Source organism: Natrinema thermotolerans (assembly GCF_031165565.1).
Taxonomy (GTDB): Archaea; Halobacteriota; Halobacteria; order Halobacteriales; family Natrialbaceae; genus Natrinema; species Natrinema thermotolerans.
Window position 1 is genome coordinate 1,134,814 of the sequence record NZ_CP101873.1, and the last position, 26,224, is coordinate 1,161,037.

22 protein-coding genes are annotated in these 26,224 nt (G+C 66.0%); 14 read left to right on the forward strand and 8 right to left on the reverse strand.

The features are described 5' to 3' along the window. Nucleotides 1-103: 103 nt before the first annotated feature. The 4 genes from NP511_RS05875 to coaBC form a co-directional block, all read right to left on the reverse strand. Entirely contained in the window at nucleotides 104-1,876 is a 1,773-nt protein-coding gene (locus NP511_RS05875; RefSeq protein WP_049964791.1) for an ABC transporter substrate-binding protein, read from the reverse strand. A 239-nt stretch (nucleotides 1,877-2,115) separates the two neighbouring features. Beyond that, the gene (gene hpt, locus NP511_RS05880; protein WP_006181204.1) at nucleotides 2,116-2,685 is read right to left on the reverse strand and encodes a hypoxanthine/guanine phosphoribosyltransferase; all 570 of its coding nucleotides are present in this window, start codon (nucleotides 2,683-2,685) and stop codon (nucleotides 2,116-2,118) included. Between the two features lie 116 nt (nucleotides 2,686-2,801). Beyond that, nucleotides 2,802-3,437: a DUF7344 domain-containing protein gene (locus NP511_RS05885; protein WP_006649417.1), complete on the reverse strand. Its 636-nt coding sequence runs from the start codon at nucleotides 3,435-3,437 to the stop codon at nucleotides 2,802-2,804. A gap of 112 nt (nucleotides 3,438-3,549) precedes the next feature. Next, nucleotides 3,550-4,722 carry a bifunctional phosphopantothenoylcysteine decarboxylase/phosphopantothenate--cysteine ligase CoaBC gene (gene coaBC, locus NP511_RS05890; RefSeq protein ID WP_049964792.1) on the reverse strand — a complete coding sequence of 391 codons (1,173 nt, stop codon included), beginning with the start codon at nucleotides 4,720-4,722 and terminating at the stop codon, nucleotides 3,550-3,552. Between the two features lie 115 nt (nucleotides 4,723-4,837). Here coaBC and NP511_RS05895 point away from each other — a divergent pair, with 115 nt between their 5' ends. Then, complete coding sequence (locus NP511_RS05895) at nucleotides 4,838-5,137, forward strand: hypothetical protein (RefSeq protein WP_049964793.1); 300 nt, start codon at nucleotides 4,838-4,840, stop codon at nucleotides 5,135-5,137. Nucleotides 5,138-5,227: 90 nt separating this feature from the next. Here the strand turns inward: NP511_RS05895 and NP511_RS05900 are convergent, their stop codons facing one another. Continuing rightward, on the reverse strand, nucleotides 5,228-5,962 hold the full coding sequence (locus tag NP511_RS05900; RefSeq protein ID WP_049964794.1) for an NAD(P)/FAD-dependent oxidoreductase: 735 nt from the start codon (nucleotides 5,960-5,962) through the stop codon (nucleotides 5,228-5,230). 184 nt (nucleotides 5,963-6,146) lie between these two features. On the opposite strand from NP511_RS05900, the gene NP511_RS05905 reads away from it, so the two are divergent. The 3 genes from NP511_RS05905 to trkA all read left to right on the forward strand — a co-directional run bounded on the left by NP511_RS05905 (nucleotide 6,147) and on the right by trkA (nucleotide 9,415). After that, nucleotides 6,147-7,346, forward strand: coding sequence for a M48 family metalloprotease (locus tag NP511_RS05905; RefSeq protein ID WP_049964795.1), 1,200 nt, complete (start codon nucleotides 6,147-6,149; stop codon nucleotides 7,344-7,346). A gap of 73 nt (nucleotides 7,347-7,419) precedes the next feature. Further along, complete coding sequence (locus tag NP511_RS05910; RefSeq protein ID WP_006649412.1) at nucleotides 7,420-7,941, forward strand: SRPBCC family protein; 522 nt, start codon at nucleotides 7,420-7,422, stop codon at nucleotides 7,939-7,941. Nucleotides 7,942-8,077: 136 nt separating this feature from the next. After that, nucleotides 8,078-9,415 (forward strand): Trk system potassium transporter TrkA, encoded by a 1,338-nt coding sequence (trkA, locus tag NP511_RS05915; protein WP_049964796.1) that lies wholly within the window; start codon nucleotides 8,078-8,080, stop codon nucleotides 9,413-9,415. Nucleotides 9,416-9,419: 4 nt separating this feature from the next. Here the strand turns inward: trkA and NP511_RS05920 are convergent, their stop codons facing one another. Beyond that, nucleotides 9,420-10,472 carry an NAD(P)/FAD-dependent oxidoreductase gene (locus NP511_RS05920; RefSeq protein WP_049964797.1) on the reverse strand — a complete coding sequence of 351 codons (1,053 nt, stop codon included), beginning with the start codon at nucleotides 10,470-10,472 and terminating at the stop codon, nucleotides 9,420-9,422. Nucleotides 10,473-10,670: 198 nt separating this feature from the next. Between NP511_RS05920 and NP511_RS05925 the strand changes: the two genes are divergently transcribed. The 6 genes from NP511_RS05925 (at nucleotide 10,671) to NP511_RS05950 (ending at nucleotide 16,277) form a co-directional block, all read left to right on the forward strand. Then, nucleotides 10,671-11,441: a prephenate dehydrogenase/arogenate dehydrogenase family protein gene (locus tag NP511_RS05925; protein ID WP_049964798.1), complete on the forward strand. Its 771-nt coding sequence runs from the start codon at nucleotides 10,671-10,673 to the stop codon at nucleotides 11,439-11,441. After that, nucleotides 11,434-12,981 carry a small ribosomal subunit Rsm22 family protein gene (locus tag NP511_RS05930; RefSeq protein WP_049964799.1) on the forward strand — a complete coding sequence of 516 codons (1,548 nt, stop codon included), beginning with the start codon at nucleotides 11,434-11,436 and terminating at the stop codon, nucleotides 12,979-12,981. The genes NP511_RS05925 and NP511_RS05930 overlap by 8 nt, the downstream gene beginning before the upstream one ends. 51 nt (nucleotides 12,982-13,032) lie before the next feature. Continuing rightward, on the forward strand, nucleotides 13,033-13,839 hold the full coding sequence (surE, locus tag NP511_RS05935) for a 5'/3'-nucleotidase SurE (protein WP_049964800.1): 807 nt from the start codon (nucleotides 13,033-13,035) through the stop codon (nucleotides 13,837-13,839). Between the two features lie 295 nt (nucleotides 13,840-14,134). After that, nucleotides 14,135-14,527 carry a helix-turn-helix transcriptional regulator gene (locus tag NP511_RS05940; RefSeq protein WP_049964801.1) on the forward strand — a complete coding sequence of 131 codons (393 nt, stop codon included), beginning with the start codon at nucleotides 14,135-14,137 and terminating at the stop codon, nucleotides 14,525-14,527. Between the two features lie 251 nt (nucleotides 14,528-14,778). Beyond that, nucleotides 14,779-14,964, forward strand: coding sequence for a hypothetical protein (locus tag NP511_RS05945; protein WP_049964802.1), 186 nt, complete (start codon nucleotides 14,779-14,781; stop codon nucleotides 14,962-14,964). A 392-nt stretch (nucleotides 14,965-15,356) separates the two neighbouring features. Continuing rightward, complete coding sequence (locus NP511_RS05950) at nucleotides 15,357-16,277, forward strand: carboxypeptidase regulatory-like domain-containing protein (protein WP_084158241.1); 921 nt, start codon at nucleotides 15,357-15,359, stop codon at nucleotides 16,275-16,277. A 656-nt stretch (nucleotides 16,278-16,933) separates the two neighbouring features. On the opposite strand, the gene glmS is transcribed toward NP511_RS05950, so the two are convergent. Both glmS and NP511_RS05960 read right to left on the reverse strand, forming a co-directional pair. Next, on the reverse strand, nucleotides 16,934-18,742 hold the full coding sequence (gene glmS / locus NP511_RS05955; RefSeq protein ID WP_049964803.1) for a glutamine--fructose-6-phosphate transaminase (isomerizing): 1,809 nt from the start codon (nucleotides 18,740-18,742) through the stop codon (nucleotides 16,934-16,936). Between the two features lie 680 nt (nucleotides 18,743-19,422). Then, nucleotides 19,423-20,055: a helix-turn-helix transcriptional regulator gene (locus NP511_RS05960; RefSeq protein WP_006650307.1), complete on the reverse strand. Its 633-nt coding sequence runs from the start codon at nucleotides 20,053-20,055 to the stop codon at nucleotides 19,423-19,425. A 362-nt stretch (nucleotides 20,056-20,417) separates the two neighbouring features. Here NP511_RS05960 and NP511_RS05965 point away from each other — a divergent pair, with 362 nt between their 5' ends. The 4 genes from NP511_RS05965 (at nucleotide 20,418) to NP511_RS05980 (ending at nucleotide 25,933) form a co-directional block, all read left to right on the forward strand. After that, complete coding sequence (locus tag NP511_RS05965) at nucleotides 20,418-21,818, forward strand: nucleotide sugar dehydrogenase (RefSeq protein WP_049964805.1); 1,401 nt, start codon at nucleotides 20,418-20,420, stop codon at nucleotides 21,816-21,818. 113 nt (nucleotides 21,819-21,931) lie between these two features. Beyond that, nucleotides 21,932-23,005 (forward strand): DUF354 domain-containing protein, encoded by a 1,074-nt coding sequence (locus NP511_RS05970; protein ID WP_049964806.1) that lies wholly within the window; start codon nucleotides 21,932-21,934, stop codon nucleotides 23,003-23,005. Continuing rightward, nucleotides 23,002-23,964: a glycosyltransferase gene (locus tag NP511_RS05975; RefSeq protein WP_049964807.1), complete on the forward strand. Its 963-nt coding sequence runs from the start codon at nucleotides 23,002-23,004 to the stop codon at nucleotides 23,962-23,964. The genes NP511_RS05970 and NP511_RS05975 overlap by 4 nt, the downstream gene beginning before the upstream one ends. Next, nucleotides 23,954-25,933 carry a glycosyltransferase family 39 protein gene (locus NP511_RS05980; RefSeq protein WP_049964808.1) on the forward strand — a complete coding sequence of 660 codons (1,980 nt, stop codon included), beginning with the start codon at nucleotides 23,954-23,956 and terminating at the stop codon, nucleotides 25,931-25,933. Before NP511_RS05975 ends, NP511_RS05980 begins: the two co-directional genes overlap by 11 nt. Nucleotides 25,934-26,224 lie beyond the last annotated feature (291 nt).

Here is a 26,224-nt window from a genome sequence, read left to right on the forward strand (position 1 = left end):
AATCTTTCATAGATGTCCGTTCGCTTAGTTTTCCCACATGCATCTGAATATTTTGCTTCGTTTTGTCTCAGGAACGGGGATAGGCAGCGGGGTCGCGTCGCCGTTAGGACTCGTCTTCGAGGTTCGCCTGCCAGTCGAGGTAGTAGCCGGTCGCTTCGTTCGGCATCTTCGACGTATCGGTGTTCTTCGGCTCGAAGCCGAAGTGGCCGTACGCGACGTCCGGCCAACTCCAGATCCAGCCGAGCGAGTACATCTCGAGATCGCCGTCCTCACCGCGGTCCTGGAGCGTCGAGAACTCCGTCGTCTTGGTGTTGAGGTCGACGCCGATCCCGGAGAGCCTGCGTTTGATCTCGTCGGCCATGTCCTGGAACGTCGGACTGGACTTGTAGACGGTCGCTTCCATCTCGAACGGATCGTCCTCGGTGAAGCCGGCCTCCTCGAGGAGGTCTTTCGCTTCGCTGCGTTGCATGTCGTTGACGCCGTAGGGCCACTCGTCTTTCCAGTCCTGATAGCCGTCCTGTCCGGTCGGCCACATCGTCGGCGGCGTGAAGCTGAACGCCTCGAAGCCGCGGTTCTGGAGGATGTCGTTGATGAACTCCTCGTGGTTCACGACGTGCGCGACTGCCTTTCGAACGGGTGCGGGGACGTTCGTGACGTTGAACGCGAAATAGAACGTGCCGAGTTCGGGGACCGCGAGGTAGTTCGTGGTCTCGCCGTTCTCGAACTCCCCGTACGTACCGAACTCCCGATTGTTGTCGTCGGTTTCGGCGTCGATGAGGCCGGGATCGTAGTACGAGGTCGGAATCTCGAAGAAGTCGGCGTTTTTCTCCATCGCGTAGGTGAACTTCGATTCTGGGTCCTCGTTGATTTCCCAGTGGATGGATTCGACGCTCGCGACGGTCCCGTAGAAGTTGTCGTTGCGGACGAGCCGAACGTCTTCCCCGGGGTTGAACTCGTCGAACTCGAACGGCCCGGTCCCGTTGGCCATCTTGGTACGGAACTCGTCGTGGCTGACCTCGCCGTCGTAGCCCTCGATGTCGCCGACGAGACCCTCCGGAACGACGGCGAATCCGGTGTGCGTGAGGACGTCTAGGACGGCCGGGTTCGGCTCTTGAAGGGTGACCTCGAGCGTGAGGTCGTCGACGACGTCGATCGCCAGCGAATCGGGGACGATACCGCCGTCGTCGGTCGTTTCGTGTTCGATACCGAGGCCGGTCGTCGAACTGGTAATGAAATTCGATCGTTCGCTGAACTTGGATTCGGCGAGCCGACGGAACGAGTACTTGACGTCGTCGGCAGTTAGGTCTCGTCCGTCGTGGAACTGGACGCCATCTTTGAGCGTGAACGTCCACGTCAGCCCGTCGTCGGACGTCTCGAAGGAATCGAGCAGTTGATTCTCGACCTCGGCGACGCCGGCCGGATAGTTGGTCAGCGTGTCGTAGAGCTGGACGATGACCTCGCCGGACGCGGTGTCCGTCGACATGATCGGGTCCAGCTCGTCGAAGGAAGCGTTGATCAGGTTCAGTTCCGAATCGCCCTCGACTGTCGTCCGGTTATGTTTCACGTGGTGACGGCCGAGGGAACCGAGCCGGGGAAGCTCGACGTTGTCGTACCAGAAGAATTCACCCTTGCTGTGGTACATCGGGAGCATGACCATGTCGTCCCGCACGGCCTCCTCGATATCGATGTACGCCTTAGTACGCGTTTCTTCCGCGTCGGGACCCGGGTTGTTCACGATGCGCTCCCAGGCCTCCTGTGCTTTCTCGGCGTGTTTTGTCGTCTCGAAGTCCGTTTCCTCGTCTTCCTCGTCGTCGCTGAGGAGGGCCGAACACCCAGCCAGTCCGACCGATGCACTGCCACCAAGGAGAGCAAGCATTTGTCGTCGCGATCGATCTACAGTTGATACATCCGGTATGTCGGACATAAACATGAGTAACCAAGACAATCATTATAAACTTACCGACAACGAGAGAAGGTTGAACCGGGGTTTATTGCACCGATTGGCACACAAATGCACAGATGCGTTCGTTATCGGGGGTGAAAACAGGAATTCGGTAACGCGGCGGCTCGGGTCCGGGTCGGTTCTCGAAGGCTAACGCGACGTATCGAGACGTCTCAGTTGTCGCCCTCTTCGTCGATGATGACGACTTCGCCGTCGATGACGTCGACGTTGATCAGCGTCTTGACGTCGTAGCCCGCGTCGTCGACCTTGTTCTCGCCGCCGACCTTCTTGATGACCGCGACCGTATCGATGACCTCCGCGCCGATCCCGTCGAGGGCATCCAGTACCGCTGCAAGGGTCCCGCCCGTCGAGAGAACGTCGTCGAGGACCAGCACCCGCTCGCCCTCCCGGACGTCGTTGATGTACATCTCGTTCTCCGAGTAGCCGGTCTTCTGGGAGATCGCGACCTCGTCGTCGAGGCCGTACTGGCGCTTGCGGATCACGGTCAGCGGGATGTCGGTCATCAGCGAGACCGCAGTGGAGATATGAATGCCCATCGCGGCCGGGGTGACGATCCGGTCGACCTCCTCGAGCTGGGCCTTCCGGATGATCCGGATGACGATTTCGCGCAGTAGGGTCGGGTCGAGCTTCGGGACCCCGTCGCTGATCGGATGGACGAAGTAATGATAGCCGTTCTTCTCGATGATCGGGGCCTCGAGCAGGGACTGCTTGAGTTGATCCATGTCGTCGGTGGGACGGTAGCGGAGTAAAACTTGACGATACGCGCGAACGAGAATTGCAGGCGTCGAAATCCGGTCGGTTCTCCGTCTCGTCCCGTCGCCACGGCGTCTCGGGCCCCTTACTGCTCGCCGTAGCTGAGTTCGGGTGGCTGCTCGCCGTGGCCGAGCCGCATGTTGCGTTCGTGATAGATGTGTGCGACGGCGGTGACCGTCACCGTCACGGCGATGATGGCCGTCCAGGCGAGGTTCGAGAGGGCGGTCAACGGATAGATCTCCAGCCAGAGCGCGGCGACCAGCGCACAGCTGATCGCACCGAGCGAGAGGTACAACTCCCGCCAGGCGAACTCCCGGCCGGGGACGATCTCGAGGTAGACGCTGATGTCCCGAGTTCGTTCGGTCGGCTCGATGACGCCCCGATCGGAATCGAACTCGAGGATACCCGACGTGTCCATCTTCGGGAGGTGTGTCTGTTGCAGCGTCGTATAGACCCGCTTTCGCTGTTCGGGTGTAACTCCCTCGAGGGTCGTCTCGTACTCCCAGGCGGCGATCTGCTGGGCGAGGTCGCCGAGTTCGACGGGACGGTCGTCCTGTTTGAGAAACTGGAGGACGTATCGCCGCCGCTGATTGCGCAGTACTTCGAAGATCTCTCCCTTGGTGAGTTGATCATCGACCTCGTCACCGTGGTCACTCTCGCTGCCGTCGGCCTCGTCAGCGTCGGCGTCCGGCGGACGGTGTTGTTGTGCCACCGCGATCACCTCGTGCTACCGGTCCCGGCCGGCAGCGCGTGTGGTCCCGTACCCGATCGTATTCCCATCGGTTCGGGCGATGAACTGCACCTATATAATTCTCCTGAACCGACCTATCCGATTACTTCGACGTCTCGTCCGCACTCAGTACCGCCGCGATCGACTCGGCGATCTCGCCGCCCAGTCCGGCCTTTGTCCCCTCGTAGCGGGCGGCATCGCCGGCGTGGACCAGCAGCGCCCTCGTCCGGTCCTCACCCATTACGCTCGCGTCGTTAGCGACGACGAAGGCCAGCCCCGCCCGCTCGAGGGTCGTCCGGGCCTGCCCGATCATCGCTTCCTCGTCGCCGGAGGTTTCGGTCTTGAAGCCGACGATCGGCAGCTCCGGGAACTCGGCGCGGATCTCGTCGATGAGCTTCGGCGTCGGCTCGAAGTCGAGGGTCAACTCCTGGCCCGAGCGGATCTTCTCGTCGCTTTCCGCGACGGTGTAGTCGCCGATGGCGGCCGCCGACACCAGCGCGTCGGCGTCCTCGCAGGCCGCCCGTGTCGCCGCGAGCATCTCCGCGGCGCTCTCGACGTCGCGAACGTCGGCGTATGGTACCTCGGGGCCGTCGTGGACCAGCGTCACGTCCGCGCCGCGAACGTAGCAGGCTTTTGCGACCGCCCGGCCCATCTTGCCCGACGAGCGGTTCGTGATGATCCGGACGGGATCGATCGACTCGCTGGTCGCGCCGCTGGTGACGACGACCGACGCGCCCTCGAAGGGGCGATCGCCGGCCGCGCGGGCGACGTCACAGACGATCGCCTCCTCGCTGGCGATCTTGGCCTTCCCTTCCTCGAGACGCGGATCGACGAACTCGACCCCCCACTCGGTGACGGTGTCGATGGCCTCGAGGACGCCGGGGTGGTCGTACATCGGTTCGTGCATCGCCGGCGCGATCACGACCGGCGTGTCGGCACCGAGCGCGGTCGTCGCACAGGTCGTGACCGGGGTGTCGTCGACGGCCCCCGCAATTTTGCCGACCGTGTTCGCGGTGGCGGGCGCGATCAGGAACACGTCGGCCCAGCCGTCGTACCCACAGAGGCCGACGTGTTCGACGCCCCCCGTGATCTCGGTGACGACATCGTTCTCGGTGGCGAACTCGACGGCCCAGGGGTGGACGATCCCCTGTGCGCTGTCGGTCATCACGCCGCGAACCGTCGCCCCTCGCCGTCGCAACTCGTGGGCGAGTTCGACCGTCTTGACGGCCGCGATCGATCCCGTCACCCCGAGCGCGACGTTGACTCCCTCGAGCATGCCGGGTACTTCGAAGGGGGTCCCTTTAGGCGTACCGTCGTCCCCTGATCGCACGTCGTTCCCTCCAGAAGCCGCCACCGAAAACCGTTAGTGACTGTGATAGTAAGTGCGTTCAATGCGTTTACCTCGATCATCTCGTGACGACCGGGGCGTCTCGGTCGTCATCGGGACCGTCCTCCTGATCGGGATGGCCACGATCGGCCTGACCGAGGTGCAGCGACTGACCGCCGGTGAAACGGAAATCAAGCTTCAGGACGGTGGAAGTTGCGGTACGTGGGACGGCAGCGGCGACCTCGAGGAGGGCGATGTGACGACTGTAGACAAGAGCGACTGCGGGGAGTCGCTCGACAAGGGCGACGTATTGCAGGTGATCGGTTCGGAGACGTTGCTCGATACCTACGAATTACGCGAGTAGCAACCGTAGCACAGTCGGTGACGACGTGACTGTCGGTTCGATCGACTGTCGAGGACTCCACGATTACGGTGACAGATCGAACGTCTGCGACTACTCCGAAACACTCGGGTGCATCGTCGGCTCCTCGTCTACCGGCTCGGAAAACGCCTCGAGCATGCGCGCTCTCGCGGTCTCATCCCGCTCGAGGCGCTCGTCGTCGTCGATCTCCTCGCAGCCGGGCGGCACCTCGCGGCCGCGGCCAGTGAAATAGCCCTCGGGGGTGACCCAGTCGTGATAGAAGTTCGCGTCCGAGTCGTGAACGGCGGCGAGGCCGACCTTCGCGCCGTGGCCGGCCGCGACGATCGCCTGGTGGGGTTCCTCGGCCAGTCGGCCCGCGGCGTAGACACCGTCGACGGCCGTCCGCCCGGCCCCGTCGACGTTCACGAAGTGCTTGCTCCCACGCTGGATTCGACCCACGTCCAGCGGCACGAGGTAGTCGCTGTCCGACCACGAAGCCGCGATCACCCGGCGGGCCTCGAGCGGCTCGCCACCCTCGGTCTCGAGGCGAAAGCCCGCCTCGAGGTCCGTCTCGTCTACTGGTTCCGCACGCGTTACGCGCCCGAGTTCGAACTCGGCACCGGCGGTGCGGGCCTGCTCGCGGCTCAGTTGCAGGTAGCGCCGGGCGTCGACCCCGTCGGGAAAACCGGGATAGTTCTCGAGGCTGGCGTTGCGCGCGAGGATCGACTCGCCACCGTCGATCACGAGCGTGTCGAGTCCCGCGCGGGCGGTGAAGATCGAAGCGGCGAGGCCGGCGACGCCCCCGCCGACGATACAGACGTCTCGCATGCCTCGCCGTTGACTCGGCGGTGTATAGAAGGTTGTCGTCGACCGCGACGCCGGACGGGACCAGTCCCGGCGTTCGAGTTCGTCCCGGCCCGAGTCGCGTCGGGACCGCGGGACGCTGTGGATCGAATTCCGGTCATGTGGATCGCCCGACAGTATTTTGAGCCGAACCGGTGAACGATCGAGTATGTTCGTCGCCGCCGCGTTCCTGCTCGCGCTCGCGGTCGTCCCGTTCCTCGGGTTCCGCGCGTACGCCGCCCGGGTCGAGGCGTCGGACGAACCAATCGAGGACCGACTCCACCGCCTCAACCGCGCCCAGCAGGTCGGCGGGTTCACCCTCCCGGTCGCAGCGATCATCGGGCTGTACGCGCTCGAGGTGATCGACCGAGTACTCGCCGCGATCGGAACGGCCAGCCTCGAGATCGGCGGCTTCGCCGTCCTCGAGTTCGGCGCGATCGTGCTGGTCTCGTTCGGGGTCGTGACGCTGCCGCTCGTTGGGATGGCGCTTGGCACCTACCCGACGGTGCGTTCGCTCCGGGACACGTCGGCCTCGCTGTGGCGGGTCGTCACGGGCGTCCTCGCAGTGATGGGGATCACTGCCGTCTCCGTCGGGGTCGCACTGGCGGGCTTTTTCGCGATTCAGTCCGTCTTCGGATCGTCGCTGCCAGTGTTGCTCGCCGGGCTCGGGGCCGTCGTCTTCGTCGGCTTCGGCCTCTCGCCGTACCTGATCCTGCTCTTTCAGGATCGGGTTCCGCTCGAGGGCCAACGCCGCGAGCGCGTCGACCGGCTCTGCGAGGAGGTGGGCTATCGGCCCCGCGGACTCTTCCTGCTCGAGGGGGAATCGACCAAGACCGCAAACGCTCTCGTCGCGGGAACGGTCCCCGGTCTGCGGTACGTCTTTCTCACCGACTATCTGCTCACCGAGTGCGACGACGACGAACTGCGCGCGATCCTCGCTCACGAGTTCGGCCACGTCGCGGGCCGGCACCTCTGGCAACGCGGCCTTCTGACCGTCGCCGTCTTCGGCGTCTGGATCGCCGGGGCCGACCTCGTCGGCTTCGGCGCGCTCGAGGAGGCGTTTGGCTTCCTCGGCTTTTTCCTGCCGTTCATGGGCCTTTATGCGGTGTATCACGTCGTCTTGCTGGGCGGGCTCGCACGCTGGCAGGAGTTCCGGGCCGACGCCTACGCTGCCCGACGCGTCGGCCACGAGGCGACGGTCGCGGCCCTCGAACGCCTCGCGGACGCGAACGACACGCGCCGCGAGGCGGGGCTGCTCTACAGCCTGGCGACCCATCACCCGCCGATCGGCGACCGGATCGAGGCGGTCCGCGATGGGATCGAGGGGACCGGCGACACCCGCGGGAGCGAGACGCCCTCGAGCGGCTGACAGCGGCGCGCGCTCGCGCCAACGGCGTCGATCGGATGGCAATCCTTACTTTCGAACCCGTCGTACGGCCGCCGTGGACCGAATTCTCCTCAGCACGCTCGCCCATCGGTCGCCCGAGGAGGTCTTTCCGTACGTCCGCTCGTTCACCGAGTACCCGCGGTACACGGACCACCTGAAGGAGGTCCGCGTCAACGGCGACGGCGGCGTCGGCTCCGTCTACGACCTCGAGTTGGCGTGGTGGAAGCTCAGCTACACGGCCCGCTCGCGGGTGACCGACATCTCGGCCCCGACGTCGCTCACGTGGCGACTCGTCAACCACCTCGACGCCCGCGGGGAGTGGCGCGTCGAACCCGAGCCGGAGTCGGCACCACCGGACGCCGAGACGGCAAGCCGGATCTACTTCGAGGCCGTCTACGATCCACACTCGGCCAACGAGGATGCCATCTCGCTGCCCAGACTCGTCTCGCTGGACTGGGTCGTCCGGAAGGTCGAGCCGAAACTGCTCAACGAGGCCCGAACGGTCGTCGAGCGGCTGGTCGCGGACATCGAGGGCCGCCAGCGTGACGTCGAACTGACCGTCCACGAGATGCCCTGACCGAAGGACGCCGCCGGGTCGACGACGCCCGCCGGCCTCGAGAAGCAGGCCGAACCCACTTCCGAACCGCTGCCGACACTGTGGATATGAGCGCCAGCCCCACCGTCTCGAGTCCGCGAACGCGGGTGAGCCATCGATGCGCGTAATCGTCGTCGGCGCGGGGCAGGTGGGCTCGAACATCGCGGCGAGCCTCGACGAGGATCACCACGTCGTGGTCATCGATCGGGACTCGGAGCGGGTCGAGGAGGTCACCTACTCCCACGACGTGTTGACGATCCGCGGCGACGGGACCGACATCGAGACGCTCCGGGAGGCCGACATCGCGGACGCGGACCTGGTCATCGCCAGTACGGACGTCGACGAGACGAACATCGTCGTCTGCGGAGCGGCCAAAGCGGTCGGCGACCCGTTCACGATCGCCCGCGTCAGGCAGACGAACCTGCTTCGCACCTGGGAGGAATCGATGGGGGCTTTCGGTGTGGATTTCATGGTCTGTACGGACCTCCAGACCGCCGAGACGATCGTCCGAATCGCCGGGCTGCCGGGCGCACACGATGTCGAGACGTTCGCCAGCGGACTCGTCCGGATGGCCGAGTTCGAAATCGGCCCGGAGAGCCCGATCGCCGGCGAGACCGTCTCGGCGGCCGACCGGTTCGAGTCGCTGACGTTCGTGGCCCTGTTACGCGAGGACGAGGTCGTCGTGCCTCGGGGCGAGACGGTCATCAGGGCCGGCGACGCGGCGGTCGTGATCGGCTCCGGGGAGAGCGTCCGGTCGTTCGCGAGTGCGCTGACGCCGGCACCGACCCTCGAGGACGCCCGCGAGGTCGTCATCGTCGGCGGGACGGAGATCGGCTACCAGACCGCTCGGCTGTTCGAGGCCGAGGGGGTCGAGTCGCGACTGATCGAACGCGACCCCGGGCGGGCGCGGGAACTGGCCGAGCGTCTGCCGGACACGCTCGTGTTGGAAAGCGACGCGACGGACATCGACTTCCTCGTCCGGGAACACGTCGACGAGTCCGATATCGTGGTCGCCGCCCTCGAAAGCGACGAGCGGAACCTGCTCGTCTCCCTGCTTGCCAAGCGAATCGGCGTCGAGCGGACGATCGGGGTCGTCGAGTCCGCCGCGTACGTCGACCTCTTCGAGACGGTCGGGATCGACGTCGGGGTCAACCCGCGGCTGGTCACCTCCGAGGAGATCACTCGGTTCACCCGCGAGCAGCGGACCGAAAACGTCGCCATGCTCGAGTCCGATCGCGCGGAGGTCCTCGAGATCGAGATCGACGCCGACAGCGTTCTCTTCGAACGCTCGATTCAGTCGGCGATGGCCGACCTGCCCGACGGGGTGGTCGTCGGCGCGATCAGCCGCGCTGGTGAACTGATAACGCCCCGCGGCGAGACGGTCGTCGAGGGCGGCGATCACGTGGTCCTGTTCGTCGAGACCGCAGTGTTGAACGCGGTCGCCGGGGCGTTGTGATCGATTACCGGCGGTCGGCGACGCGCTCGGCGACCTCGAGGCCGTTGCGCAACGCCGCGTGCAGTCGGGCCTCGCCGGCGACCCAGTCGCCGAGACAGTAGAGGCCGTCGGCCTCGGCCAGTTGGAGGGGGTCGCGGGCGACGCCGGCCTCGGGGAGGGCGTATCGCCAGCCCTGATGGTCGGTCCAGTCGGGGTCGCGCAGCCGGTCGTCCTCGAGCAGGTCGGCGGTCAGGGCCGCCAGTTCGGTCAGGTTCTCCGCCGGTGGTTCGTCGTAGCGGTCGACCGACCACTCGTGGTTGGCCTGGACGACCAGCAGCGACTCGCCGTCGGGGACGTGGCCGGGTTTGCACTCCTCGCGGGCCACCCAGCCCACCTCGTGGGCCTTGTCCGTGTTGACCAGCGCGTAGTAGGGTGCCTCGAGTTCGAAGGGGTAGTGAAAGATCCCGGTCCAGATCGTCCGGAAGGGGACGGCGTCGATGGCATCGACGAGGCGGTCCCGAACGTCGCTCTCCCAGTCGGCCGACCGCAGCAGTTCGGCAGTCTGTGGCGCTGGCGGGTTCAACAGGAGGACGTCGAACGGCCCCCACCGCCGGCCGTCGGTGTCCTCGAGGTGCCAGACGCCGTCAGTACTGCCGTCGGCGTCCCGAATCACCCGTTCGACCCGCGTCTCCCGGTGGATCGTCGCGTCGCTACGGGCGAACAGCCGCTTGGCGATCTGAGTCAGTCCCTGCCGGTACGTCCACTTGTGATCGTCGCGGTCCTCGCCCGGCGATACCTCGCCGTCGGCGTCGAAGGTCCAGACAGGCTCCTCGATATCGACCAGCCCGTCGGTGTCGAGGGCTTCGGTCAGCACGTCGACGACCCGTTCGTCGTCGGACTTGACGTAGTTCGCGCCGTAGTCATAGACCGTCCCGTCGCGGCGTCTGGTCGCGGCCCGCCCGCAGACCCCGCGGGACTTCTCGAGTACCGTTACGTCGGCGTCCGGTGCCGTTCGCTCGAGCGCGTTAGTCGCGGCCGCTGCGCCGGCACCCGCACCGACGATTCCGATCCGTATCATGCTCGACCTTCGGTGGCGCGGCCTCAAGTAGCTCGGCCCAAACAACGACAACCGGACGGGTGAACTATCGCTACCGGATGCCGCCGATCGGGGTCGGGCCGTCACGGCAAGTGTGTTTCGAGCGGCCGCCCGTCGCGGTCAGTCACGGAATCGGACGGATCGAACGGCTTTTGCAACGTCGGGGGGTAGGGGTGGGCGATGGACGTACTGATCGTCGGCGCGGGGTCGATGGGGTCGTGGTTCGGGGCGGCGATCGACGCCCGGATCGCGTTCGCCGACGTCGACGACGACGCCGCGGCGGCCGCGGCCGAGACCGTCGGCGGCGAGGTCGCTGACCTCGAGGGCGACCGGACCTACGACGCCGTCTGTCTCGCGGTGCCGATGGCGACGGTCGCCGACGCGATCGCCGCCCAGTCCGAGCGGGCCGAGCGAGCGATCGTCGACGTTTCGGGCGTCATGCAGCCCGCGCTCGCGGCCATGGAGCGACACGCACCCGACCGCGAACGGGCGAGCCTGCATCCGCTCTTCGCCCCCGAACGGGCACCCGGCTCGATCGCCGTCGTCCGCGAGCAGTCGGGGCCGGTCACCGACGAGTTGCTGGCCGGGCTCGCGGCCCGGGGCAACGACTTGGTCGAGACGACGGCGACCGAACACGACGACGCCATGGAGACGGTCCAGGCGGCGACCCACGCTGCGGTGCTTTCGTTCGCGCTCGCGGCGGAGCCGGTCCCCGAGGGGTTCGAAACGCCGATCTACGAGGAACTGGGGCGACTCGCCAGACAGGTGACCGCGGGAACGCCGCGGGTCTATGCGGACATTCAGGCGACGTTCGACGGCGCGGATGCGGTCGCCGACGCCGCCGCCGCGGTCGCCGACGCCGACGCCGACGAACTCGCCGCGCTCTACCGGGAGGCGGCGGCGAACTGGCACGGAGCAAGCGATACCCGGAACGAGTCCGAGAATGAGTGACCAACGCGAGGCCGTCCGATCGAACGCGAAGTATCTGCGCAACGTCCGACCGATCGATCCCGACGAGATCTGTGACTACGTCGAGGGCAACCCCCATCCCGCGGTGGTCCGGCAACTCCTCAGGGAGGAGGCCGCCGACCTCGGGCTGATCGAGCGCGACGACGGCACGTTCGTCCCGGTCGCGGACGAACCGGTCCAGCCCCATCGCGGCCCGGTCGAGCGATTCCCCGCCGCTTACGAACGCCGCCTCGAGGACCTGCTGGCCGACCGCTACGGACCGAACTGGTTCGAGGGTGCCTCGGGCGACTTGCTGCGGTCGACGATCCGGCGGTTCAAGGCCGACTACCTCGAGGGCCGATCGGTCGAGTACGACGACGACGCCGCGGCCGGCTACGCGATCTATCACCTGCCGGCCTACTACGCGGCGGTGCAGTACGCGCTCGACGACCTCGCCGACCGGGGGCTGCTGGGTCGTGACCTCCGTGTCCTCGATATCGGCGCGGGGGTCGGCGGCCCCGCGCTCGGGCTCTGTGACTACCTGCCCGACGACGCCCTGGTCGAGTACCACGCGGTCGAACCCAGCGCCGCCGCCGACGTCCTCGAGACGCTGCTCTCGGAGACCGACCGGAACGTCCACCCGACGATCCACCGGACCACCGCCGAGGAATTCGACTCCGCGGCGGCCGCCGACGGCGAGGGGTCGGCCGGCTTCGATCCGACCGCACCCGACGACGGGTTCGACCTCGTGCTGGCCTGTAACGTCCTGAGCGAACTCGAGGACCCCGTCGCCGTCGCCCGGTCGGCCCTCGAGACGCTTGCGCCCGAGGGGACCCTCCTCGCGATGGCCCCCGCGGACAAGAACACGAGCGTCGGACTGCGCGAGGTCGAACGGGAACTCGAGGGCGAGCGGCTCTGGGAGCGCGACGCGGTCGCGGTGGCGGCGGACAACGGGGACGAGAACGGCGACGACCCGGCCGACTACCGTCGCGGCGCGGTGACCGTCTACGGCCCCGCCGTTCGCCTCTGGCCCGGCGAGACGCCGTCGGATCGGGGCTGGTCGTTCGACGTCCGGCCCGACCTCGAGACCCCGTCGTTCCAGCGACGACTCGACGAGGCGACGCCGGCCGACGACGCCGACCACGCCCCCGGCGAGTTCGAGAACGTCGATGTCCAGTTCTCCTACTCGCTGTTGCGCGTCGACGGCCGCCGGCGGATCGACACGTCGTTGGATACCGGCGAGTGGGCGAAGATGGCCGAGATGGAACGCCACGTCACCGAGCGGATCGATCTGGTGGCGGCGAAGCTCAGCCGCTCGCTCTCCGCCGAGGGAGCCAACCCGCTTTTCAAGATCAGCGACGGCAGCGAAGACACCGACCACTACGCCGTCGTCACGAACGAGACCGCCCTCAACCGGGACCTACTCGAGGCAGACTACGGCGAACTCTGTTCGTTCGAGGGGGCCCTCGCGCTGTGGAACGACGACGAGGGCGCGTACAACCTGGTCGTCGACGAGGAGACGATCGTCGACCGGATCGCCTGAGCCGTCGCCGGAAGCGGTGGGCTTTTCGCGTCGCCGTCCAACGGGAGCGATATGAGCGACGACCTCGAGATCCTGTTGACCAACGACGACGGGATCGACAGTACCGGCATCAGGGCGCTGTACGACGCCCTCTCGGAGCGCGCCAACGTGACCGTCGTCGCCCCGGCCGACGACCGCAGCGCCTGCGGTCGCTCGCTCTCCCACGAGGTCGAGGTCGACGAACACGAGTTGGGGTATGCGGTCCACGGGACGCCAGCCGACTGCGTCGTCGCGGGGCTGGCCGAACTCGGTCCGTTCCCCGATCTGGTCGTCGCGGGCTGTAACAAGGGCGCGAACCTCGGCGAGTACGTTCTCGGCCGATCGGGAACGATCAGCGCCGCCGTCGAGGCCGCGTTCTTCGACGTGCCGGCGATCGCCACGTCGATGTACGTCCCCGTCGACGGCACCTCGCTGGCCGACACCGACCTGACCGCTGCCGACTACGCCGAGGCGACCCGCGTGACGCGCTATCTGGCCGATCACGCACTCGAGACCGGCGTCTTCGACCAGGCTGCGTATCTCAACGTCAACGTTCCGGTGGCCGACGGCGAGCCCGCCCCGATCGAGATTACCCGTCCCTCGAAACGGTACGAGATGGACGCCGAACGAGACGGCACGCACGTGACACTCAAAGACCGCGTCTGGGAGGACATGAACCCCGAGTCGCTCCCGGACCCCGAGGGGACCGACCGCCGGGCCGTCGTCGAGGGCCGCATCAGCGTCTCGCCGCTGACGGCACCCCACTCGACGAACGCCCACGAGGCGCTCGATGCGCTCGCCGAGACGTACCTCGAGACCGTCCGTTCGAGCGACCGCTGAGACGGTCCCGCGGTTTCGACCCTGCGTCGACTCGAGGCGGGAGAAAGGTGAACGACTGCCCTCTCAGCCGGCTGGGACATATCCGTGATCCGTCGGATCGCGTGAGTCGGCAAGCCTGTCGGTCGCTGAAAGTGATAACTGACTTGCGGGTCGCAAGGCCGTCGCTATTCGCCGACGGTCCCGTCACGATAGTCAGACCGTAACCGACCGCACACACCAATGTCATCCACAAAACATAAAATCAAGGTAGGTGGGCGTTCAAGCTGTGGTAGTCCCAGCGGAGCGTGATCAACACATGGTATTCAACACACTCTGGACGCGGCTTTCCTCTCTCTGGAGCGGATCGGCCGACGAGGCCCAATCGGACGAGTCCGCGGCGGCGACCGAGGAACCGGACGACGACCACGACGACGAAACGTTGAGCTACGCCGAAGAGATCGAGTACGGCGTCGACGAAGGCGAACTCCCCGACGAGGACAAGATCCTCAGACTGCTCGTCAAACGCGGCGGCCGCGTCGATCAATCGACCGTTCGCGAGGAGACCGGGTGGACACAGGACCGCCTCGAGGACGTCATCGATCGGATGGAAGACGACGACCAGATCAGTGCGATCACCGTCGGTCGCAAGCGCGTGATCTGCCGGCGCGGATTCGAACCCAACGGGTATCGATCGCATCTCAACGAGTAGGAACGCGTTCCCAGTCGTCATGTCCGCCGCCCCCTGCCCCGAATCACTCCACATTGGCCCGGTGGTCGCTGCCGGCCACGACTCTCCGATCGGTATCCCACTATGGGTCTCGGACGCAGCCTCCGATTCGCTGATCGAGGCGAGCGGAAACGCCGTCTATCGCGGCTGAACTGCCTCGGTCGCGCCGCTCGTTTTGGCCGGCGACGGAGTAGAAACTTTCATTCAGTTGGTTTGCAAACTCACCCTCGGGGATGGCACACAGAGACGACGTGACACGGGTGCTTGCGACGTGTACAGCGTGTAACTCCGTCTACGCAGCACGGCAGTGGCCGGACGGCGAAATCAAGATTATCGGGCAGGACGGATGTTCTTGCGGCTCGACCGACTTCGAACTCGTCGACGATTCGGCGGACGGAACGGAGAGCGACGCCGGCTAAGATCCGGGCGGCCGATCACGCATGCGGTGGCACCGACGAACGAATCGGCAGCAACGCGGATCGGCGCGGCCCAACCCGCCCTCCTCGTCGAGGGCGAGATGGTACCGTGTCCGCCTCGTTCGACTACCGGGTAGCCGCTCACCGTGTCGGCCCCGAGGCGATGAGACAGCACTGTCGCAACCGCCGAAGCAGCGGCGAGCCGATCGGTTGCTCGGACTGAAACGGACTTATGGACCGTATAGTGAACCGGTAGACGGTGAACTGTCGGGTAATGATATCTCGAATACCGGTCTCGGACGAACAGCAGTGCCGACGTTCCTCGAGCGGGGCAGTCGGCGAGTCGAGGAGTGTGTAATGCAACACCCAGCAGCGTCTTCCCTCGTTCACCGATAATGCGCCGTAATGCCCGAGAAAACCGGACGGAAACCCGATCGATTCAACGCAGCGTCCAGATTTTGCTCACCGTCACCGGCATCGTCTTCCTGTTGGCCGGGCTGGCACTCGCTGCAAGCGGTGCCTCAGTTAGCAGCGCCATCGGCTCGGTCAGTGACAGCGTGGACGGGTTCGACCAGCCGACTGACGGCGGTGACAATCCATCGGATGACGACACGACAAGCGGCGACGGCGACGACGAGTCCGACGAGACCAGCGACGGAAACGGAGAGACGGAAAGCGGTAACAGTAGCGACGATGGAGCGGACACCGGGAGCGACAACGAAACCGATGCCAGCGACGATCTCCGTCCGTTGACGACGGTCGTCGAGAATCGGAGCGGGGAGCCGATCGATACCGCCACCGTCACCGTCGACACCGGACCGGACTCGAGCAAGCAGGAGTCGGTCAACGGAAGCGGGGAAGCCGAGTTCTCGCTCGCGGACGGCGAGTACACGGTGACCGCGAACGCCGACGGATACCGGCCCTCGAACGAGACCGTCGGGGTCGACGGCGATGCCGTGACGAAAACGTTGACACTCGAACAACGAAACACCGGCGACGAGAGCAATAGTAGCGGTACTGACGACGACGATAGCGAGACCGATGGTCACACGCTGTCAGTGGCCGTCGAAGACGAGAACGGCGATGCGATCGATAACGCGACCGTACAACTCGAGGAGGACACCGGGTTCCTAACCACCGGCGAAACCGACGAGAAAGACGTCGGCGACGACGGGACGGTCGAGTTCACGGCCCTCGAGGACGGCGAGTACACGGTGACTGCGTCGGCGGACGGCTTCGAGCAAACGGCACGAGACGTCGAGATCGACGGCTCGGACGACGAGATTACACTGACGCTCGCGTCGAACGGCGGGTAATCGAATCGGCTGCCGGTCTCGGTGTGTCACGCGGGGTCGGCTCTCTTGTTGCTGTTCCGGCTCGTTGCACTCGAGTCCGGTGATCGACCGACTCGGTCGGCGTCTTCTTGATCGGCCGTCGAGCCACTGTGTGCCAACCCTCAACCTCCGTCCGTCGAACCGCGAGCCGATCGCATCGTACATCGAACGCGACAATCGCGGGCATAAGCCGCCGTCGCGGACGCTGTCACAGTCGCCGTCGGAGCCACGCGTGATCGGTCGGCGATCGTCCGCCGCGTTCGCGTCTCGAATCTGGCGACGGGATCGAGTACGACAGTCCGAGTGAGCGACCGCGCCGCCACCGCCGCCTCGAGTGGACGCGTTAGCCACGTGCATCTTTCGCCGGCTCGGACGGGACGATGACCTGGGCCCGGTTCAGGTGGCGGTCGATGTCGCTTCGCTGGACTCACTGGTACCGAGTCGTCGCGCCGAGGACGGCGCTGCTCCACCGGCCGAAGCCAACGGTCGGCGCTCCGCGATTCCGTGTGCGACTCGAGTCGGGCCGTCGCTTCCGTCTCTCAGTCCCATCGTTCCGTCGCCGCACTGCTAGAGAAAGCTCTCGGTTTGGACCGGGTATCGAACAGCGCGCAAAAGGAGTTAACGACCGCGTGAGGCGATCACTCGACCGTCACGCTCTTCGCGAGGTTCCGCGGTTTGTCGATCGGGCGGTCGAGCTGTGTCGCGGCGTGATAGGAGAGCAGTTGTAACTGGACGTTCGCGAGCAGCCCCGTCCAGACGGGGTGAGTATCGGGAACCGACAGGTGGGCGTCGGCGATGTCGACGAGGGGATGGTCGTCCGGTCCGACGGCGACGATCGGCGCGCCACGGGACTTGGCCTCGATCGCGTTCGTCTTCGTCTTCCCGTCGGCATCGCCGGTCGCGACCGCGAACACCGGGGTCTTCCCGGTCACGAGCGCGAGCGGGCCGTGTTTGAGTTCCCCGGCAGCGAATCCCTCCGCGTGTTCGTAGGTGATCTCCTTGAACTTCAGCGCCCCCTCGAGCGCGACCGAATGGGCGGGGCCGTTCCCGATGAAGAAGAACGACTCGCTGTCGATGGTGTCCGCGGCGAGGGGTTCGGCCTCGCTCGTCTCCAGGACGGTCTCGACCTGCTGGGGGAGGTCCGCGAGCGCCTCGAGCATCGCCGCTCGATCGTCGGCGGCGGTCGCCGTCGGGACATCGCCGGCGATGCGCTGACTGAGCAGCGTGAGCGTGACCGCCTGCGAGGAGTAGGTCTTCGTCGCCGCGACGCCGACCTCCGGGCCGGCACGGATGTAGACCGCGTCGTCGGCTTCGCGCGCGGCCGTCGACCCGACGACGTTGGTGACGGCGAGCGTCCGCGCGCCCCGGTCGGCCGCCGTCCGAACGGCGTCGAGGGTGTCGGCAGTCTCGCCACTCTGGGTGACCGCGACGGCGAGCGTGTTCTCGTCGACCGGCCCCGACGTGGACTCGTACTCGCTCGCACGCAGGACCTCGGTTCGGATCCCGGCCTCGCGCACCAGTTGGCCGCCGTACATCGCGGCGTGATAGGACGTCCCGCAGGCGACGAACTGGACGCACTCGACGTCCTCGAACGAGCCGGCCGGGAGGTCCTCGAAGGCGACGTCGCCGTCCTTGATCCGGCCCTCGATCGTGTTCGCGAGGGCCGTCGGCTGTGTGTGGATCTCCTTGCGCATGTAGTGGTCGTACTCGCCTTTCCCCGCGTCCTCCGGATCCCAGTCGACGGTGTCGACGGCCCGCTCGACCGGATTGCCGTCGAGATCGGTTATCCGGTAGGCGTCCGGATCGAGGACGACGAGATCACCGTCCTCGAGGTAGATCACGTCCTCGGTGCGCTCGAGAAACGCCGGGACGTCGCTGGCGAGGTACCACTCCTCGTCGTCGAGCCCGAGAACCAGTGGCGATCCCTTTCGCGCGGCGTAGACCGCCTCCTCGCCGTCGACGATGGCGGCGATCGCGTAGCTCCCCTCAAGGACGTCGACCGCCCGACGAACCGCTCGTTCGGTGTCGCCGGTCTCCGCCCGATACTCGTCGATGAGATGTGGGATGACTTCGGTGTCGGTGTCGCTCTCGAACTCGTGGCCTTCCGCCCGGAGGGAGGCCTTGAGTTCCTCGTAGTTGTCAATGACACCGTTGTGAACGACGGCGACGTCGCCCGCGGTGTCCGTGTGCGGGTGGGCGTTCTCGTCGGTCGGGGGCCCGTGCGTACTCCAGCGCGTGTGTCCGATCCCCATGTTCCCGTGTGGCTGGGAATCGAGCTTCGATTTGAGGCGGGACACCTCGCCGGAACACTTGTGGACTTTGACGCCGGACCCGTTCTGGACGGCGATCCCAGCCGAGTCGTAGCCCCTGTACTCGAGGTTCTCCAGGCCCGAGAGGAGCGGTTCCGCCGCGTTCCCGTGACCGATGCGCGCGATAATACCGCACATTAGCCACTCACCCCCGTTCGTGTGACCGTCGGCGGCTGCACCGCACCACCCGGCCGGTGTGCACCGGCATACTCGTCGAGCGGGACGGACGAATCGAGTCGGTTCGAGACCGCTGCCTTGCGTTCAGTCCTGTTCCGTGTCATTGGTATCTCCGGTCCGAGCCGCCCATCGCGGACGGTCGGGCTCCGTTTCCCCCGTGGACGATAGCGGCCATTACTATAGCACGAATAAGACGGTACCGCGAATACGACGCCGGCTATCGACTGTATAAGACGCGTTCGTCCGCCGCGTTCCGACCCCGCAGCCGATCCTGTTTCCCCTGTACGAAGCACGGACGACTGCTCGAGTCGCTCCTGTCGTAGCAGTGATCGATCCGTCGCTCCCGCGGCTACTGTCGGCGACCAGCGGCGTCGTGCATCGACGGGGCGGTCACGGTGCCTATCCGGAGCCGTACCCGTCGATAGGGACGGCACATCGGAACGAAACGGCCGAACGGTGTCCCGATCGGCTTCGGTCGGCAGCAAATAGCGGCTTCGGGGTCGACTACACGATCGAACGTCGTTACAGACGCCGATGACGTGGTCCGACGACGGCGGGAGCCACGTCGCCGCCGGTCGTCGGTTCGGGGACGCCGGTCGTCGTCCGACCCGGACGACGGCGCTGACAGGAGTGACCGGCGCTCAGGCGGCCGGACTCTCGGCGTCGTCCGACTGCGTCTCGTCGCCGACCGGTCGCTCAGCGAAGACGATGACGTTCTCTCGTCCGAGCGATCGCTTCTCTATCGTGCCGTCGGCGTGCATTCGGGAACAGATCCTGCTCACCTTCGACTTCGACCAGCCGGTCTCCGCCGCGATTGTCCGCTGGCGAATGCGGCCGTCGTTCGCGATGAGCAATCGGACCACCGTCCCCTCGTCGCTCAGGAGCCTCGGTGGCGTTTCGGGCGAGAGATACGAGCCGGGTGGCTCGCGGTCGGCAGTGGCTGCGTCGGACGGGTCGTCCGTCGCTCCCGTCGGATCCGTACCGAGCGCGAGCGACGGCAACTCGAGTTCGCGCTCCGACAGCGCGTCTGCAATGCGAATCCCGACGAGGGCACTGATCAGCAGGGACAGAATCACGATCAGGGTAGCTTCCCAGAACGACGTCACGCGAAGCAGTTGGATCACGGCCAACGGTCCACCGGATCGACCGCCGACTCCGGGGGGGATCGCGTGTACGTCCTGGTGGGAGATCGACGTCGGACCGGCGTCGATCGAGACGACGGTGTGAATCGATTCGAACCGGGCGCCGACACCGATCTGAGGATGGGAAACCATGAGTACGCGATTCTGTGACGGTCGGTGCGTGATCGAGTCCGATGGGGTGGACTCGCCGACCGCACCCGAGATCCGAGCCGTGGCCCCTTCATTATGGATCCATATGGGCGAGTTTAATAACGTTCTAAGCGCTCAGACGGCCGTTCAGGCTCGACCGGTCGATCCCGTCGACAACCCCGACACGGCCCGGTCTCACTCCCTCTCACGCTTGCAGTCGCTTAGCCGCGGTATAGTAAACCCCCGACAGCGACTTGCGGATTTTACGGCACGGCCCGCGGACCGCGTGCGGACCGCGGGCGCATCGGTTTCGGACATCGCCGTCGCACGCGGTCGTGTGACGGTCCAGCGACAACGCATCACCCATGACTACGATAATCAGCGATACGGAGGAGACAGCGGACGAGGGAACGAGCGGCCAGTACGCGTTCGAAACGAGCGATGAGGGAACCGCCCTCGAACACCCGACGGACCGGTCCACGCGCGAAGCGACGATCTGTGTCGTCGGACTGGGGTACGTCGGACTGCCGCTTGCGGTCGGGTTCGCCCAGTCGGACTACCGCGTGATCGGATACGACGTCGACGACGTGACCGTCGGCCGACTCCAGGAGGGTGTCGACACGACCGGTGACCTCCCGGACGAGGCGATTCAGGACGGCGATATCTCCTACACGACGGACGCGACCTCGATCGCCGAGGCCGACTACGTCATCATCGCCGTTCCGACGCCGATCGACGACGACGAGCGGCCGGACCTCGGCTACGTCGAGAGCGCGGCGGCCACCGTCGGCTCGAAAATGGAACCCGGGACGACGGTCGTCCTCGAGTCGACGGTCTACCCGGGGACGACACGCGAGGTCCTCGCCCCGGCACTCGAGGACGCGTCCGGACTGACCGCCGGCACGGACTTCTTCGTCGGCTACTCCCCGGAACGCGCCACACCGGGCGACGACGAACACGGTCTCGCAGACGTCGTCAAGGTCGTCAGCGCACAGAACGAGAAAGTGCTGGAAGACCTCGCGACGCTGTACGAGTCGGTCGTCGACGCGGGCGTCCACCCCGCCCCGTCGATCGAAGTCGCCGAGGCCTGCAAAGTCGTCGAGAACGCCCAGCGGGACCTCAACATCGCGTTCGTCAACGAACTCTCGATGGCGCTCGACAACATGGACATCGACGGTCGGGCCGTTCTCGAGGCCGCGGGCACGAAGTGGAACTTCCACGAGTACCGACCGGGACTGGTCGGCGGCCACTGTATCCCGGTCGATCCGTACTTCTTCGCGTACCGATCGGCACGGGAGGGCTTTGACCCCGAACTCATGCAGACGAGTCGGCAGGTCAACGAATCGGTCCCCGATCACGTCGCGGAGCTGACGATCAAAGCGCTCAACCAGAGTCACAAGACGCTCCGCGAGAGTCGCGTTCTGGTACTCGGACTGGCGTACAAAGCCGGCGTCGGAGACATTCGCAGTTCGAAGATCGACGCCGTCATCGACGCCCTTCAGGAGTACGACATCGATATCGCCGGGTACGATCCGTTCGCCGACGGCGACGCGGCCCGGGAATCGTTCGGCATCGAGGTCCAGGAACAGCTCGCGTTCGAGGACTTCGATGCCGTCGTCCTCGCGACGCCCCACGCGGAGTTCGAACAGTTGGATCTCGAGTCGGTAGCGAGGAAACTCACCGACGACCCCGCACTGATCGACGTGACCGGGACGGTCGGCGAAGACGCCGCCGTCGATGCGGGATTCGTCTACCGGGGGTTGTGAGGCGATGCGAGACCAGCGATACGTAACCGGGACGGTGACGGGCCGTACGGCCACCCGACCATCGCCGGGCGGAACCGCTGTTCCAGCCTGTGCGGAGATGGGGGTGTCGTGACATGCATGTCATGATAACGATCCAACACCCCGGTCACGTCCACTTCTTCCGACACGCCATCGCGGAGCTAGAAAATCGGGGTCACGAGATCCACGTCTTCGCCCGCGAGAGCGACGTCGCCGTCCAACTCCTCGAGGCGTACGACATCGACCACGAGGTACTGGCCGGCGACGCCGATTCGCTGGTCTCGCTGGCGGCAGTCCAGGCGACGTACGAACTCCGACTGCTCCAGCGGGCGCGGCGACTCGAGCCGGACGTAATCACGGCCATCGGCGGCGTCGCCGCCGCCCACGTCGCGTCGGTGGTCGGCGCGAAGAGCCTGGTCTTCTACGACACCGAACACGCGACCCTCGTCACGAAACTCAGCTATCCGTTCGCGGACGCGATCTCGACGCCGGAGTGTTACCGAGACGATATCGGCCCGAAACAGGTGACGTATCCGGGCTATCACGAACTCGCCTATCTCCACCCCGAGCGGTTCGAGCCCGATCCGACCGTCCTCGAGGCCGTCGATCTCGCGCCCGAGGAGTCGTTCGCAGTGGTTCGGCTCAGTAGCTGGGCGGCCTCCCACGACGTCGGCCACGGCGGTTTCGACGACCCGCACGCGGTCGTCGATCGGCTCGAGGCGGCGGGCCTGCGGGTCTTGCTCACCGCGGAGGGCGAGCCGCCGGCGGCCCTCGAGTCCTACCAGTTCACGACGGCACCGGAGCGAATGCACGATCTGCTCGCCTCCGCGGACGTCGTTCTGAGCGAGGGGGCGACGACCGCGGCCGAGGCCGCCGTCCTCGGCACGCCGGCCGTCTACGTGAACCCCCTCTCTCTGGGCTACACGGCGGAACTCGACGCGGAGTACGGACTCCTGTTCGAGTACACCGGCGAGGAGAGACACGTCCGCGGCCTCGAGCGGGCGGTCTCGGTCCTCGCGGAACCCGACGACACGTGGGCCCACCGGCGCGAGCGCCTGCTCGCGGATCGGATCGACGTGACGGATCTCGTCGTGCAACAGCTCGAGACGATCGCACAGACGCGGACGGCCGACCGACCCGCTCCCGCAGCGAACCCGGACCGATCATGAACGTCCTCCAACTGGTTACTTCGCGGCGACCGTTTTTCGACCAGCAAGTATCGGCCCTCGAAGATCGCGGCGTCGACTGCACGGTCCTCGAAGTCCCGGGCCGACACAGCGGCGATTCGGGCCGGTCGCCCGCGGCGTACGCACGGTTCTATCCGACCGTTCTCTCGGCAGTCCGTTCGTCGTCGTTCGACATCGTTCACGCGAACTACGGCCTCGTCGCGCCGTTCGCGCTCGCACAGCCGACTCGGCCCGTGGTGGTGTCCCTGTGGGGAACGGACCTCATGGGCCAGCAGTCGTGGCTCCGATCGGTCAGTCGGTACGGTGTCCGACGGGCGGACGCCGCGGTCGTCCCGAGCCGGCCCATGTCGCGGGAACTCGAGACGGATCACGAACTGATTCCGTTCGGCGTGGACACCGACCTGTTTCGGCCGATGTCTCGAGCGCACGCGCGCGAGTACCTCGGGTGGGAGACCGACCGGCCGGTCGCGCTGTTCCCGTACGATCGGACACGAGCGGTGAAGGACTTCCCGCGGGCTCGGCGACTCGTCGAGCGGGCCGAGGTCGACGTCGAACTCCGAACGGTCACCGGCGTCGATCACGCGGAGATGCCCTACTACATGAACGCGAGCGACCTCCTGCTTGTCACGTCGAAACGCGAGAGCGGTCCGATGGTCGTCAAGGAAGCCGCTGCGTGTAATCTGCCGGTCGTCTCGACCGACGTCGGCTTCGTCCGCGAGACGGTCGGCGACGTGACGAACTGTATCGTCAGCGACAACGACGGTGCCCTCCTGGGCGGCCTCGAGCGGATCGTCGAAACGGGCGACCGAGCCAACGGTCGCGACGCCGTCGACGGGCTATCGGTCGATTCGCTCGGCGAGCGTCTCTCCGGGCTGTATCGCCGAGTACTCGACCGGGAGGAAGCGACCGGCTATCCGACGGGGGTCAGTCATGACGTATAGCTCGCTGTCGGAACTCCGGCCGTTGCGACTCGACACCGTCGCAGCGATCGTCGGACTCGTCCTCGCGCTCGTACTGTTCCCGCTCAGATTCCTCGCGTCACAGATCTACATCCAGACGGTACCGATCGTCCTCGGGACCGCGTGTGCGCTGTATCTCCTCTCGCTGTATCAGCGCGACGACGCGCGGGCCGTCCCGACCCTGCCGTCGCCGGTAACGATGGCGCTTCCGGGCATCGTTTTCGCCGGACTCGCCGCACTCGTGATGCTGACGGTCGTCCAGGGAGCCAGAACGCCCCTCTTTTTCGGGGCGGCAAGCGTCGTCGGGACGCTCGTCGTCGCCCAGATCGTCTTCGCAAGCGACCGGGACCTCCATCCGGGGCTGTTGTTGCTCCAGATCGTTTGCTTCGCGGTCGTCTTCCGGTTTACCGCGCTGTACGCGACGCCCGGCTACATCGGGATCGACATCTGGACTCATCGCGAACTCGTCGAGTCGATCCTCACGGAGGAGTCACTGAGTGCGATCTCCCACGACAAACACTACGGATCGCCGTTTTACCACCTGCTGGTCGCCGCCTCGTCGTTGCTGTACGACGTTCCGATCCGCGCCGCGTTGTACCTCTCCGTCGGCCTCGTGATGCCGCTCTCGGTCCTGCTCGTCTACGCGACGACGAACTTGCTCGTCACACAGCGGTGGGCGGTACTGGCGACGGCCCTCTACGCGTTCGCGAGTCACGTCGTGCGGTGGGGGACACATCACATTCCCACGAGTCTGGGGCTCGTCTTCTTCCTCGCGATGTTGTACGCGCTGCTCAGGGTGATGCGGATCGAGTACTCGATCCGGGACTTCTCGTTGCTGTTACTGCTGAGCGTCGCCGTCATCCTCACCCACCAGGTATCGACGTTCATCATGCTCGTCTTGCTGCTGGCGGCGTTTATCGCTCAGGTCGTGTTCGTCGTCGGCCCGTTCGGGCTCACGCGCCTCGATACGAGCGTGTTCCGAACGAAAAAGCCGGTCAACCTCGTCGGGCTCGTCGTCTTCAACCTCGGGCTGACGATCTTCGTGTGGTCGCTGACGCCGTACCGGCAGGAGTCGTTTCTAGCGACCGTGTTGAGCTACTTCACGCAGACGCTCAAGGAGAGCGCCGGCTTTCTCAACACCGCAGGCGAGTCCTCGTCCGACGGCGGCGAGGCGGGGACCGAGACCGCACAGACGCTGCTGGACCAGATCGTCCCCTACGTGGACGTCCTGGGCTTTCTGTTCCTGCTCGGTGTGACGTTCGTCGGGTGTCTGTACGTCGTCCACAGGCGACGCGCCGAACAGTCGGTGTTTACCCTCCTGCTGGCGGCGGCGTTCATGTTGGTGTTCGTCCTCGGGTTACCGATGTTCGGCGTCCGGACGTTCATCCCGACCCGCTGGTTCGCGTTCCTCTACGCGCCGATGGCTATTCTCGGCGCGATCGGGTTGCAGACGCTGCGCGGGAACCTGTCGCCGTCGCTCGCCACCGCCGTCCTGTTGGTCGTCGTCCTCGCCTATCCGGGTGCGATGTTTCTCGCCCCGGAAAGCAACGCCGACGATCCGGTGTTTTCCGACCACCACGAGCGCCTCGCATACGACGAGTCGGAACTCGCCGCGGCCGAGTCGATCGCCGAACTGACCGGCTCGCCACAGGGCGACGAGATCCGGCCGGATCAGCAACTCCACACCGACCACCCGTATCAGACGCTGTTCAAACGGACCGGCGCGTATCCGTCGACGACGACCGCAACGGTTCCCGAAGGCGGTAGAGCGGATCACGACTACACGGTCTATCGATCGGCCCAGTCGACCGATGCCACGTACGTCACGGACCCGGACGAGAACGCACGGATTGCGGACCTCTCACGGACGCAGCTCTGCCGGCCGGAGCAAGCGACGGTCTACACGAACGGCGACGTGACGATGTGTACGCCGTCCCCGGCGGAGAGCTAATCGCTTCCCCGTTACCGGGTCGGCGTCGTCGACGGCACCGGATCGGACTCGAGCCGCGGATTCGACGACGAGCGAAATAGCGCTTCTGCCGTCGCGTTTCGTCGGCGGTAGTTCGGTCGCTGAGCGACCGATCGCGGCCCTTTCGTTGCCCGGCGGCTCAAGAACAGTGACAGTTCGAGGCCGAGCGGCCGGTCACCCCACCGCGACGATGAGTCGATCGGTACCGTTGTCGACGTCGACTCGATCGCTCTCGCTCCGGTCGGGCTCCATCGAACGACCGCGAGAACGGAC